At 68.5% G+C, this 13169-nt stretch carries 13 protein-coding genes; 12 read left to right on the forward strand and 1 reads right to left on the reverse strand.

Annotated elements, in window-relative coordinates; all coding sequences use genetic code 11:
- Nucleotides 1-30 precede the first annotated feature (30 nt).
- Entirely contained in the window at nucleotides 31-1350 is a 1320-nt protein-coding gene (locus J2X01_RS06575; RefSeq protein WP_310052047.1) for an MFS transporter, read from the reverse strand.
- Between the two features lie 340 nt (nucleotides 1351-1690).
- Between J2X01_RS06575 and J2X01_RS06580 the strand changes: the two genes are divergently transcribed.
- From J2X01_RS06580 to J2X01_RS06635, 12 genes are all read left to right on the forward strand, one after another.
- Nucleotides 1691-2431 (forward strand): IclR family transcriptional regulator, encoded by a 741-nt coding sequence (locus tag J2X01_RS06580; protein ID WP_310052352.1) that lies wholly within the window; start codon nucleotides 1691-1693, stop codon nucleotides 2429-2431.
- A 163-nt stretch (nucleotides 2432-2594) separates the two neighbouring features.
- Complete coding sequence (locus J2X01_RS06585; protein ID WP_310052049.1) at nucleotides 2595-3476, forward strand: shikimate dehydrogenase; 882 nt, start codon at nucleotides 2595-2597, stop codon at nucleotides 3474-3476.
- Nucleotides 3476-5431, forward strand: coding sequence for a bifunctional sugar phosphate isomerase/epimerase/4-hydroxyphenylpyruvate dioxygenase family protein (locus J2X01_RS06590; protein WP_310052052.1), 1956 nt, complete (start codon nucleotides 3476-3478; stop codon nucleotides 5429-5431). Before J2X01_RS06585 ends, J2X01_RS06590 begins: the two co-directional genes overlap by 1 nt.
- 40 nt (nucleotides 5432-5471) lie before the next feature.
- A complete protein-coding gene (gene pcaH, locus J2X01_RS06595; protein ID WP_374724941.1) occupies nucleotides 5472-6368 on the forward strand; it encodes a protocatechuate 3,4-dioxygenase subunit beta in 897 nt (298 codons plus the stop codon).
- Between the two features lie 7 nt (nucleotides 6369-6375).
- Complete coding sequence (gene pcaG / locus J2X01_RS06600) at nucleotides 6376-6942, forward strand: protocatechuate 3,4-dioxygenase subunit alpha (protein WP_310052054.1); 567 nt, start codon at nucleotides 6376-6378, stop codon at nucleotides 6940-6942.
- Nucleotides 6939-8429: a lyase family protein gene (locus J2X01_RS06605; protein ID WP_310052057.1), complete on the forward strand. Its 1491-nt coding sequence runs from the start codon at nucleotides 6939-6941 to the stop codon at nucleotides 8427-8429. Before pcaG ends, J2X01_RS06605 begins: the two co-directional genes overlap by 4 nt.
- Nucleotides 8422-9240, forward strand: coding sequence for an alpha/beta fold hydrolase (locus J2X01_RS06610; protein WP_310052060.1), 819 nt, complete (start codon nucleotides 8422-8424; stop codon nucleotides 9238-9240). The genes J2X01_RS06605 and J2X01_RS06610 overlap by 8 nt, the downstream gene beginning before the upstream one ends.
- A complete protein-coding gene (gene pcaC, locus J2X01_RS06615; RefSeq protein ID WP_310052062.1) occupies nucleotides 9237-9710 on the forward strand; it encodes a 4-carboxymuconolactone decarboxylase in 474 nt (157 codons plus the stop codon). The genes J2X01_RS06610 and pcaC overlap by 4 nt, the downstream gene beginning before the upstream one ends.
- Nucleotides 9707-10933 carry a thiolase family protein gene (locus tag J2X01_RS06620; protein WP_310052064.1) on the forward strand — a complete coding sequence of 409 codons (1227 nt, stop codon included), beginning with the start codon at nucleotides 9707-9709 and terminating at the stop codon, nucleotides 10931-10933. Before pcaC ends, J2X01_RS06620 begins: the two co-directional genes overlap by 4 nt.
- Nucleotides 10934-10936: 3 nt before the next feature.
- Complete coding sequence (locus J2X01_RS06625) at nucleotides 10937-11596, forward strand: 3-oxoacid CoA-transferase subunit A (RefSeq protein ID WP_310052066.1); 660 nt, start codon at nucleotides 10937-10939, stop codon at nucleotides 11594-11596.
- A 1-nt stretch (nucleotide 11597) separates the two neighbouring features.
- Nucleotides 11598-12302, forward strand: a complete 705-nt coding sequence (locus J2X01_RS06630; RefSeq protein WP_310052068.1) for a 3-oxoacid CoA-transferase subunit B — start codon at nucleotides 11598-11600, stop codon at nucleotides 12300-12302.
- 47 nt (nucleotides 12303-12349) lie between these two features.
- On the forward strand, nucleotides 12350-13165 hold the full coding sequence (locus J2X01_RS06635) for an IclR family transcriptional regulator domain-containing protein (protein WP_310052071.1): 816 nt from the start codon (nucleotides 12350-12352) through the stop codon (nucleotides 13163-13165).
- Nucleotides 13166-13169 lie beyond the last annotated feature (4 nt).

Consider the following 13169-nt stretch of genomic DNA (forward strand, 5'->3'; position numbering starts at 1 on the left):
GAGCAACCGGGCGGGAGCGCTGGGGCCGGGTTACTTGACGCCGAGCTGCTTGGTGGGAATCTTGAAGGATTCTTTGGCGGTCAGGGCCGAGACGGCCGAGATGAGGCAGATGACGGCAGTGAAGATGCTGATCTGGACCCAGCCGCCGGGCTTGGTGCCGCCCATGGCTGCGACAATCGCCGGGGCGAAGCCTGCCATCAGGAAGCCGAGCTGGGTGCCGATGGCCAGGCCGGAGAAGCGGACCTTGGTGCTGAACATTTCGGCGTAGAAGGCGGGCCAGACAGAGTTGGCGGCTGCGTAGCCGAAGGAGAAGAAACCGATCGCGGTCAGGAACATCAGCGGCACGCTGCCGGACTCAAGGCTGAGCAGGAACACGGGTGTCAGGACCGCGCTTGCCAGGGCGCCGTAGATGAAGACCGGTTTGCGGCCGATCCGGTCCGCGAGCTTGCCAAAGAGCGGCTGCGTGCCGAGAGCCATCACGTTGGCCCCGACGACGAGCCAGAGGGTGGTGGTGCCGTCCACGCCGGCGACGTTCTTGGCATAGGCGATGGCCAGGGTGCCGAACACGGTCGAGACGGCGGCGATGAATGCGCAGGCGACGACGCGGAGAACATCGCGCCAATGGTCCTTGAGCAGGTCCGCGACCGGGAGCTTGGAGATCTGGGCCGTCTTCTGGGCTTCCTCGAACGCCGGCGGCTCGTGCAGGGTGCGGCGGATGAAGAACGCAACCATCACCACAACGGCGCTGAGCCAGAACGGGATGCGCCAGCCGATCCCGTACTTGATCTCATCCGGCAGGGCCAGGACGGGGATGAAGACGAGGGCCGCGAGAATCTGGCCGCCCTGGGTGCCGGTCAGCGTCCAGGAGGTAAAGAAGGCACGGCGGTTGTCCGGGGCGTGCTCCAGGGTCATGGACGAGGCGCCCGCCTGCTCGCCGGCCGCGGAAAGGCCCTGGCAGAGCCGCGCCAGCACCAGCAGGGCCGGAGCCCACCAGCCGATCGTGTTGAAGTCCGGCAGGCAGCCGATCATGAACGTGGAGCCACCCATCAGCAGGAGTGTGAACATGAGGACCTTGCGGCGGCCCACCCGGTCACCGAAGTGGCCAAGGATGACGGCGCCGACCGGCCGGGCGATGTAGGCGAAGCCGAAGGTTGCAAAAGACATGATGGCCGCGTTGGCGCCAGCATCCGGGAAGAACACTGTGGGGAAGATCAGGGCGGCGGCGGATCCGAAGATAAAGAAGTCGTAGTACTCGACGGCGCTGCCCAGGAAGCTGGCGAGGGCTGCCTTCTTCGGCGTCCCGGCCGGCGCGTCGGTGCCGGGCGTCGTAGACGGGAGTGTCTTACTCATGGGATTCCTTTTGTGTGACGACATTGTCGCGGATGGATCAGGAAGGTCTCTGCAGGCGCTGGCTTTAAGTCTGCGGCAGCAGAAGGTTCGTGGAAAGACCCGGACGAGTAGCCACATTGTGGGAGCTACTTGTGCGATGTAGCAATCATGACTGTGAGGGTGGTCACTTGTCAACAAAAATAATCACCATCTAGAAATAGCTCTCACGATGTGGGAGCATAGAGCCATGAGTGTGAATCAGGACACAGAAATGTCAGATGTTGCCGCCACCCCTACGACCCTTGCCGGCAAAGGCGCGACGGCGGGCTCCAGGGCCACCAGGGAGGATGGCCGGACCGATATGGTCGGCAAGGCCCTGGGCCTGCTGGTCCTGCTGGGCGACGAGCCGAGGGGGGCCAGCGCCGCGGACCTGTCGCGCCGGGCGGAGCTGCCCTTCAGCACGACGTACCGCCTGCTGGGTTCCCTGACCCGCGACGGCTTCGTCGACTATGAGCCGGACGGGCGCCGCTACCACCTGGGCCTGCGGATCTTCCAGCTCGGCCAGCGAGTGTCCAACCATCACGGATTCGCCGGCACGGCCCTGCCCATCCTCCGGCGTGTTACGGAAGAGACCGGTGAAGCCACCATCCTGTCCGTGCGCGACGGACACCACCATCTGACCGTCAACAAAGTGGACGGACCCCAGACCTTCCGGGTTACGAGCGACCCGGGACATCTGGGCGCCCTGCATACCACTTCGGTGGGCAAGGCGCTCGTGGCCTTCGCCGACGACGCCACCCGCAGCCGGCTGATCGAGGAGCTTGAACTGGAGCCGCTGACCGAATTTTCCATCACGGACCGCGAGGCCTTCCGGTCCGAGATCAAACTCGTCCGCACGCGCGGCTACGCCGTAATGGACCAGGAAAACGAGCTGGGCATGCGGGCTGTCGCCGTCCCCGTGTTCAACTCCCAGGGCCACGCCTTTGCCTCGCTGGCCACCGCGGTTCCGGTCTTTCGGATGAGTGTGGAGGCCCTGGTGGCCCTGGTTCCGCTGCTGCAGTCGGCGGCGGCAGAACTGTCGGCCCGGCTGCCCCAGCAGTGAGTCCGGTCTCCGGCTCCATGGCGGGCTGTCCTCGTTTGTTCGCTAGTAGAACAAGCGTGCATCATGTGAACATATGCGCTAATGTAATCCCCATCACCCGGCCCGCGGCCGGCGCCCAGCGCGCCCCCGCCTGCCGAGTGCCGTTGTCAAAGGAGCTATACGGATGAGCAATCGAGCAGAGTCCTTTCTCGTGGGCCTGATAGGCGATGGTGTGATGCCGTCCCTGACTCCCCTGATGCACGAACGCGAAGGCGACGTGCAGGGCCTCCGGTACCTATACCGCCCGATCGACCTCACAGAGCTGGGACTTCCCGGCCAGAGCGTCGGCGAACTCCTGACCGGCGCCTACCGCCTCGGATTCAACGGGTTGAACATCACCCACCCGTGCAAGCAGCTGGTCCTGGAGCACCTGGACGAGGTCACTCCCGACGCCCGGCGCCTCGGCGCGGTCAACACCGTCACCATCCGGGACGGCCGCTTCATCGGCCACAACACCGACTTCTCCGGGTTCGCCGCAGCCCTGGCCACCGGTCTGCCGGGAGCCAGGCTGAACCGCGTGGTGCAGCTCGGGGCCGGGGGTGCCGGCTCCGCCGTCGCCTACGCGCTGCTCACCGCCGGCGTCCAGGCGCTGGACCTTGTCGACACGGATCCCGCCCGCTGCGCGGCACGCGCCGCCGAACTTTCCGGTTTCTTCCCGGACCAGCTGGTCAGCGCGCGGACGACGGCGGAACTGCCGCAGCTGATGCCGCTCGCCGACGGTCTGGTGCACTGCACCCCGGTGGGCATGGCCGCCCACCCCGGGGTACCGCTGGACCTGTCCCTCGTGGACCCGCGGCACTGGGTCGCGGACATTGTCTACCGGCCGATCGAGACCGAGCTGGTCCGCCAGGCCCGGGCCAGGGGCTGCGACGTGCTCGACGGCGGCCGGATGGCGGTCGGACAGGCGGCTGACGCCTTCCGGATCTTCACCGGTCTCGAGGCCGACGCGGAACGGATGCGCAGCCACTTCCTGGAGCTCGTCGCGGCGGAAGAGGTGCCCGCCTGATGCGCACCGGAATCGCCACCGTCTGCCTCTCCGGCACCCTGCGGGAAAAAATGCAGGCCTGCGCCATCGCAGGTTTCGACGGGATCGAAATCTTCGAACAGGACCTTGTCACCTCCCCGCTCAGCCCGGAGGACGTCCGGAAGATGGCCGCCGACCTGGGCCTGACGCTGGATCTGTACCAGCCGTTCCGCGACTTCGACAGCGTGCCCAACGAGCTGCTTGCCGCCAACCTGCGCCGGGCGGAGGCCAAGTTCCGCCTGATGTCCCGGCTCGGCACGGACACCATGCTGGTCTGCTCCAACGTCGCCACCGCCAGTATTGATGACGACGGACTCCGGGCGGAACAACTCGCCGCCCTCGCCGCACGCGCCGGCGACCACAGCGTCAAGGTGGCCTACGAGGCCCTGGCCTGGGGAAAATACGTCAACGACTACGAGCACGCCCACCGCCTCGTGGAAACCGTGGACCACCCCAACCTGGGGACCTGCCTCGACTCGTTCCACATCCTCTCCCGCGACTGGGACACCGCCCCGATCGAATCCTTCAACCCCGGGAAGATCTTCTTCGTCCAGGTTGCCGATGCCCCCAAACTGTCCATGGACGTGCTGTCCTGGAGCCGGCACTACCGGGTGTTCCCGGGGGAGGGGCAGTTCGAGCTCGCCAAGTTCCTCGGCCACGTGGTCCGGGCCGGATACACGGGACCGGTTTCCCTGGAGGTCTTCAACGACGTCTTCCGCCAGTCCGACGTCGAACGCACCGCCGTGGACGCGATGCGGTCGCTGATCTGGCTTGAGGAGCAGAGCGCGAAGTGGCTGGACGCGCATCCGTCCGCTGAATACGGCGCCGGCAGCGCTGCACCCGGACGCCGCCGGTACCCGATGGAACTGGCCACTCTTCCGCAGGTGGCCGAACCGGCCGGCTTCAACTTCGCCGAGGTCAGGGCCGCGGATACCGCCGGGCTGGAAACCCTGCTGGGCCAGCTGGGGTTCACGTCCAACGGCCGCCACCGGACCAAGAATGTGCAATTGTGGACCATGGGCCACGCCCGCGTGATCATCAACGAGGACTCCACCCAGGAATCCCGCGACGCCGGGGCCGGCGCCGCACCCGCAATTTCCGCCCTGGGCTTCGACGTGGAATCCCCCGTGATTGCCGCGGCCCGTGCCCAGCAGCTCAAGGCCCCGGCCGTGCCCCGCAAAAGCCAGGCCGACGAGGAAATCTTCCAGGGCTTCGCCGCCCCGGATTCCACCGAAATCTTCCTGTGCCAGGGCCGCCCCGACGGCACGGCCGCCTGGACCCGCGAGTTCGGCGAGGGACTGGAAGCCCCCGCCGCCGGCCGGACCGGGGAGCAAGGCACCGTGATTGACCACGTTAACCTCGCCCAGCCCTGGCAGCACTTCGATGAGGCCGTGCTCTTCTATACCAGCGCCCTGGCCTTGGAACCGCAGCCGTATGCCGAAGTCGCCAGCCCCACCGGACTGGTCCGGTCCCAGGTGATGCTCACCCGTGACCGCGGGGTCCGCCTGGTGCTGAACCTTGCTCCGCTGATCCAGCGCGGAGGCGCCGCCTCCGGCACGGACGCGCCCGCCGCCACCGGCCAGCGCCCGGGCTACCAGGAACATATCGCCTTCGCAGTCGATGACCTCGTGGCAACGGCACGGGCAGCGAAGGCACGCGGCCTCGATTTCCTTCAGATCCCGGCGAACTACTACGAGGACCTCGATGCGCGGTTCGGCCTGGACCCGGACTTCCTGGCCACTCTCCGGGAGCTCAATCTGCTCTACGACCGCGACGCCGACGGCGAGTTCCTGCACTTCTACACCGCCACCGTCGGCAGCGTGTTCTTCGAAATGGTGGAACGCCGCGGCGCCTACGACGGCTACGGCGCTCCGAACGCGCCGGTGCGGCATGCCGTCCAGTACGACCACCTGCACCAGCGCAACCCCACCACCTGACCCACCAAACAACACCAACACCCAACGAAAGGAGGCTGCTGTGCCTGAAGAAATCAACCTTGAGATCTACAACGCGGATCCGCTCACCGAGGACGTGTCCGACGAAACCACGGAGGCCGCACCGAAAACGTACGCGCCGCTTGATGCCGCCGCAGAGTCGCAGGCGGACCTCAGCGCCGAGATGAAGGCGCTGGGCGACGCCTACGCCCAGGCCCTCAACAACGGTGCCCCGGCGGAGATCCAGCCGCGGCTGGACTATGCCCCGTACCGGAGCAGCGTCCTGCGCCACCCCACCAAGGACCTGCACCACGCGGACCCGGAAACCATCGAGCTGTACTCTCCCGCGTTCGGGCACATGGACGTGCACGCGCTGGAGGCAGACCTCACCATCGCGCACAACGGTGAACCGCTGGGCGAACGCATCATCGTCTCCGGCCGAGTGCTCGACGGTGACGGCCGCCCCGTCGCCGGCCAGCTCGTGGAGATCTGGCAGGCCAACTCCGCCGGCCGCTACATCCACAAGCGGGACCAGCACCCGGCACCGCTGGACCCCAACTTCACCGGCGTCGGCCGCTGCATCACCGGCGCCGACGGCTCCTACAGCTTCACCACGATCAAGCCCGGCGCCTACCCGTGGAAGAACCACCTGAACGCCTGGCGCCCGGCCCACATCCACTTCTCCCTGTTCGGCCAGGAATTCACCCAGCGGATCGTCACCCAGATGTACTTCCCCGGCGACCAGCTGTTCCCGCTGGACCCGATCTACCAGTCGATCGTGGACCTGGACGCCCGGGACCGGCTCGTCGCGAGCTACAACCACGAGCAGACCAAGCCGGAATGGGCCCTCGCCTACAACTGGGACATTGTCCTGACCGGGTCGAAGCGGACCTGGACCGAGAACGAGGCATTAGGCGCAGCAGGAGACGAGAATGAATAGGGCCAGCATGAGTAAACTCACCCCCACCCCCGGCCAGACCGTGGGACCGTTCTACGGCTACGCGCTGCCCTACAGCAAGGACCGCGAGCTGCTGGCTCCCGGCTCCCCGGGCTCCATCCGGCTCCAGGGCACCGTGTACGACGGCGCCGGCCATCCGATTCCGGATGCGATCCTGGAGATCTGGCAGGCCGACGCCGAGGGCAGCATCCCGCGCCACACGGGTTCGCTGGTGCGCGACGGTTACACCTTCACCGGTTTCGGCCGCAGCGCCGTGGGCAACACCGGCGTCTACACCTTCACGACAGTGAATCCCGGCCCCACCGAGGAAGGCGCGGCCCCATTCATTTCCGTCGCGGTCTTTGCCCGCGGCCTGATGAACCGGCTCTTCACCCGGATCTACCTGCCGGAGAACGACGAGGCCCTGGCCGCGGATCCGCTGCTGGCCTCGCTGGATCCGGAGCGCCGCAAGACGCTGATCGCACGCCGCGACCCCGACGGCGGGCTGACCTGGGACGTCCGGCTTCAGGGCGAGGGCGAGACCGTGTTCCTCGACTTCGAGGGCTCCTCGAAGTGACCTCCTTCGGTGCCGGGGGCGACGTAGGCCTCCTGAGTCCCGTGTCGGCGTCGCCCCGTGTGGCGGCGCTGACCGGGGACCGGGCGGTGCTGGCCGCCATCCTCCGGGTCGAGGCCGCCTGGGCCACGGTTCTGGAGACTGCGTCCCTGGCGCCAGCCGGGTCGGCCGCGCTGGTCGCCGCGGCCGCCGAGGCGGACCGTTATGACCTTGCGGGCCTTGCCGTGCGCGCCCAGGGCGGCGCCAACCCGGTGATTCCCCTGCTGGCGGATCTCCGCGAGCAGGTCAAGGCCCTTGACACGGCGGGGATCGGCGCCGGAAAAGCCGTCCACACCTCGCTGACCAGCCAGGATGTGCTCGATTCAGCCCTGATCCTGCTGGCCCGGGACGCCGTCCGCGGACTGCTCACCGAGCTCCGGGCCACCACCGCTGCGCTTGCCACGCTTGCCGGACAGCATGCGGACACACTGTGTGTGGGCCGCAGCCTCACCCAGCACTCCCTGCCGTTCAGCTTCGGGCTCAAGGCGGCACAATGGTTCCACGGGCTCGCCGCCGCCGCGCGCCGGCTGGAGGCCCTCGAATTCCCGGTGCAGACCGGGGGAGCGGCCGGAACCCTCGCGGCCGGCACCGTGCTGACAGCGGGCACGGCGCTGGGCGACCGTTCCCGGTTGTCACCGTTTGATCTCTCCGACCGGCTGGCCACGGAACTCGGCCTCGCTGCCGTTCCGGCGCCGTGGCACACGAACCGGCTGGCGGTGACGTCCCTGGGCGACGCGCTGGCCGCCGTGACCGACGCGGCCGGCAAGATTGCCGCTGACGTGCTCTTCCTGAGCCGCCCTGAGGTCGCCGAACTCGCCGAACCCCGCGCCGCCGGACGGGGGGGATCCTCAGCCATGCCGCAGAAGCAGAACCCGGTGCTGTCCGTGCTGGTCCGCAGCGCCGCCCTGCAGGCGCCCGGCCTGGCCGCCCAGTTGCACCTGGCCGCCGCCAACTTCAACGACGAACGCCCCGACGGTGCCTGGCACAGCGAATGGCCGGCCCTGCGCCAGCTCCTCCGCCTGGGCCTCGGCGCCGCCGGGCAGCTCCGCGAACTCACCGAGGGCCTGCAGGTCTTCCCCGCGGCCATGCGCCGCAACCTGGAACTCTCCGGACCGCTGCTGCTCAGCGAGGCCGTTACGGCCGCCGTCGCACCGCTCCTCGCGGCAGAGCACGGCGCCGACGGCAAGCAGCGGCTGCAGTCCGTCGTGGACCAGACGCTCCGCGCCCCGGCCGCCGAACAGGCCGCCACCTACCGGCGGTTGCTCCGCGCCGCCGTCCCGGCGGAGCTGCTCCCCGACGCCCGGCTGGAGGAGCTGCTCGACCCGGGCAACTATCTCGGCCAGGCCGCCGAAATCTCCCGCCGCATCCTCGCGGCCTACCCGGAGTTCGGCGCCACCGGTACCCACGCCTCCTCACCGATCCCCGACCTGAACGGAGCCTCTCATGGCTAGACCAACAGTCAAGGCAGTACTGCTTTCGCCCCACCGGCCGCTGGGGGACAAGCCCCTCCTCGTGGTGGGGCCGTCCCTGGGCACGTCCACGCTGCTGTGGAGCCAGGCCGGCGCCCTGCTCGGGGACGCCGTCGACGTCGTCGCCTGGGACCTGCCCGGCCACGGGACCTCACCAGCCGCGAAGGAAACGTTCACGGTCGCCGAACTGGCAGACGCGGTCGTCGAGCTGGTCGATTCGATCGCGCCCGGAGCCCGGTTCCACTACGCCGGGGTATCCCTGGGAGGCGCCACCGGGCTGCAGCTGGGCATCAAACACGGCGAACGGCTCAAGAGCCTGTCCGTGCAGTGCACCGGCGCTAAGATCGGCACGCCCGAGGGTTGGCTGGAACGCGCGGAGACCGTCCGCAGCCAGGGTACACCGGTGATGATCCAGGGCTCGGCGCAGCGCTGGTTCGGGCCCGGGTTCATGGAGCGCGAACCGGAACTCAGCGGCCGCCTGCTGCACAGCCTGCGCGACGCCGACCGGTTCAGCTACGCCTTCTGCTGCGAGGCTCTCGCCGGCTATGACGTCCGGGACGAACTCGGCAGCATCCGGGTCCCCACCCAGGCCCTCGCGGGTGCGGAGGACACTGTTGCCACGCCGTCGCTCGTCGAGGCGATCGCCGATGGAATCACCGCGGGCGGCGGCACGGCGAATGCCGTGACCCTCGAGGGTGTGGCCCACCTGGCCCCGTTCGAGGCTCCGGGGCACGTCGCCGGGCTGCTGCGGACGTTGATCACCTGGGCCGAATCCCGCGGAGCCGGCGAGTGACCGGGCCGGAGCGGGCCGGCCTGGAACGGCATGGAGTCGTGCAGCCGGACGCCACCAGCCAGGAAATCTACGACGGCGGCATGGTGGTCCGCCGGGAAGTGCTCGGCGCCGCGCACGTGGACCGCGCCAACGCCAACAAGGATTCCTTCACCGAGGACTTCCAGGACATGATCACGCGGATCGCCTGGGGCGGGATCTGGACCCGTCCGGGCCTGACCCGGCAGATGCGCTCCGCCGTCACGATCACCGCGATGGTCGCGCACGGGCACTGGGAGGAACTCGCCATGCACGTCCGTGCCGCCCTCACGAACGGCCTGAGCCGGGACGAGATCAAGGAAATCCTGCTGCAAACCGCCATCTACTGCGGCGTCCCCTCCGCCAACACCGCCTTCAAAACCGCCCAGCAGGTCTTCCACTCAATGGACAACACAGAATCAATGGACAACTCAGAAATGGACACTACGCCGTGAACCAGGCCTACATTTACGATGCCGTCAGGACCCCGTTTGGGAAGTTCGGTGGCGGGCTCGCGGGGGTCCGTCCGGATGACCTCGCCGCGCATGTGATCGGCGCGGCCGTGAAGCGCGCTCCGAAGCTGGATGTCGAGCGGATCGACGAGGTGGTGTTCGGCAACGCCAACGGTGCCGGTGAGGAGAACCGGAACGTCGCCCGGATGGGCACGCTGCTGGCCGGTTTGCCGGTCTCGGTCCCGGGTACGACCGTCAACCGGCTCTGCGGGTCCTCGCTGGACGCGGCGATCATCGCGTCCCGGCAGATCAACACCGGCGACGCGGAGCTGATGCTGGTCGGCGGCGCCGAATCGATGTCCCGCGCGCCCTGGGTGCTGCCCAAGACCGAGAAGCCGTACCCGGCCGGTGACATGACCCTGGTCTCCACCACGCTGGGCTGGCGGCTGGTGAACGCGGCGATGCGCCCGGACTGGACCGTGTCGCTGGGTGAGGCGACCGAACGGCTGCGCGAGAAATACGGGATCACCCGTCAGGCGCAGGATGAGTTCTCCGCGAACTCGCACAACCTGGCCGCGGCCGCCTGGGACGAGGGCTTCTATGACAACCTCGTGGCCCCGGTTCCCGGCACGGACGTGGTCCGCGACGAGGGCATCCGCGCCGGCTCCTCGGCGGAGAAGCTCGCCGGGCTCAAGACCGTGTTCCGGACCGAAAACGGCACGGTCACGGCCGGGAACGCGTCCCCGCTCTCCGACGGCGCCTCCGCGGCGTGGCTGGGATCCGAGAACGCCGCCGGGCTGCTCGGGATGGAACCGCTGGCGCGGATCGCCGGGCGCGGCGCGCACGCCAACGATCCGCAGTTCTTTGGCTACGCCCCGGTGGAGGCCGCGAACAAGGCCCTCGCCAAGGCCGGTATCGGCTGGGACCAGGTCGGCGCCGTCGAACTGAACGAGGCGTTCGCCGCGCAGTCGCTGGCCTGCATCAGCGGCTGGGGCATCGACCCGGCCATCGTGAACCGGCACGGCGGCGCGATTGCCATGGGCCACCCGCTGGGTGCCTCCGGCGCCCGGATCCTCGGCACCCTGGCCCGGTCCCTGCAGGCCTCCGGGCAGCGCTGGGGCGTCGCCGCGATCTGCATCGGCGTCGGCCAGGGCCTCGCCGTCGTCCTCGAAAACGTCACGGCGTCCGCCGTGCCGCCGGCAAAAACAGTGACAGTAAAGGGCTAGGACATGCTGAACTTCTTAGAGAGCGTCAACGAGGCCGTCGCCGGCATCAAGGACGGCTCCACCGTGATGATCGGCGGGTTCGGCAACGCCGGGCAGCCGTTCGAACTGATCGACGCCCTGATGGACTGCGGCGCCACCGACCTCACGGTCGTCAACAACAACGCCGGCCAGGGCGACCAGGGCCTCGCGCTGCTGATCAAGGAAGGCCGGGTGCGGAAGATGATCTGCTCGTTCCCGCGGCAGTCCGATTCCTGGCACTTCGACGCGAAGTTCCACGCCGGGGAGATTGAGCTGGAACTGGTGCCGCAGGGCAACCTGGCCGAACGGATCCGCGCCGCGGGCGCCGGAATCGGCGGTTTCTTCACCCCCACGGGGTACGGCACCATGCTGGCCGAGGGCAAGGAAACCCGCATCCTCGACGGCCGCGGCCAGGTCTTCGAGACTCCCATCCACGCCGACGTCGCGCTGATCAAGGCCTTCCAGGCCGACGGCAAGGGCAACCTCGTCTACCGCAAGACGGCCCGCAACTTCGGCCCGATCATGGCCGCAGCGGCCAAGCACACGGTGGTCCAGGTCTCGGAAATTGTCCCGACCGGAGGCCTCGACCCCGAGGTCATCGTGACCCCCGGAATCTACGTCAACAGCATTGTGAAGGTGGCCTGAAATGAGCGTCCAATCCAACGACCAGGCGGGTGGCCTGACCGGCATTCAGACGTCCGACCAGCCGCTGGGCCGCGATGACCTGGCCCGCCTCGTGGCCCGCGACATCAAGCCCGGCTCCTTTGTGAACCTCGGCATTGGCCAGCCCACGCTGGTTTCCAACTACCTCGAGCCGGAGCAGAACATCACGCTCCACACCGAGAACGGCATGCTGGGCATGGGTCCGGTTGCCACCGGGGACCAGATCGACGGCGACCTCATCAACGCCGGCAAGATCCCGGTGACCGAGCTGCCGGGGGCGTCCTACTTCCACCACGCCGACTCGTTCGCGATCATGCGCGGCGGCCACCTCGACATCTGCGTGCTGGGGGCCTTCCAGGTTTCCGCGACGGGCGACCTCGCCAACTGGCACACCGGCGCGCCGGACGCGATCCCGGCTGTCGGCGGGGCCATGGACCTCGCGACCGGCGCCAAGGACGTCTTCGTGATGATGACCCTCCTGACGCGTGAGGGTGTGTCCAAGCTGGTCGAGGCGTGCACCTACCCCCTGACCGGCATCGGCTGCGTCACCCGGGTCTACACGGACAAGGCCGTCTTCCTGACCGGACCCGGCGGCGTGCAGGTCCGCGAAACGTTCGGCTGCACGCTCGAGGAGCTGCAGAAAATGGTTCCGGTGCCGCTCCAGGCCGCGTCCGCCGTCGCAAGCTGAGGATCAGCCCGCACCGATACAGTGGTGCGGGACCGGGAGGCATGGAAATGATTGACGCAGCAAAACGCGCCAGGGCCGATGGCGCGCCCGCCGCCAGTGACCAGTACGTACAGTCACTGGCGCGCGGGCTGGCGGTGATCCGCGCCTTCGACACGGACCATCCGAAGATGACGCTGACCGAGGTGGCGGCCCGGACGGACCTCACCCGCGCCACGGCGCGGCGGTTCCTGTACACGCTCGTGGAGCTGGGCTACGTCCGTACCGACGGCAAGATCTTCGCCCTGACGGCCAAGGTGCTGCAACTCGGCTATGCCTACCTGTCGGGCCTGTCGCTGCCGCAGCTCGCCCAGCCGCACCTCGAGGAGCTGTCCCTCCAGCTGGGGGAGTCGACGTCGGCCGCCGTACTGGAGGGGACGGACATCGCTTACATCGCCCGGGTGGCGACGCGCCGGATCATGACGGTCGGCATCACCGTCGGAACCCGATTCCCGGCGTACGCCACCTCGATGGGGAGGGTGCTGCTGGCGGCGCTGCCGCCCGCCCAGCTGGAGGACTGCCTGGCCGGGACGCAGATCCGGCCCCTGACGCCGCTGGCCATCGGAACGCGGGCGGGCCTGCTGGCGGAACTGGCCCGCGTCCGGGCCCAGGGCTGGTGCCTGCTGAACCAGGAGCTGGAGCTTGGGCTGATGTCCCTCGCCGCGCCGGTCCATGACGGACCCAAGGTGGTCGCCGCCATCAACGTGTCATTGCAGGCCCAGTCGGTCGCGAGCCAGCCGGACCCGGAGGCCTACCTGGACTCAGTGCGGGCGGCAACCGTGGCGACCGCCGAACTTATCTCCACGGACCTGTCCTCCGGACGCTAGCGGC

It is taken from the genome of Arthrobacter ginsengisoli (assembly GCF_031456935.1).
Classification (GTDB): Bacteria; Actinomycetota; Actinomycetes; order Actinomycetales; family Micrococcaceae; genus Arthrobacter; species Arthrobacter ginsengisoli.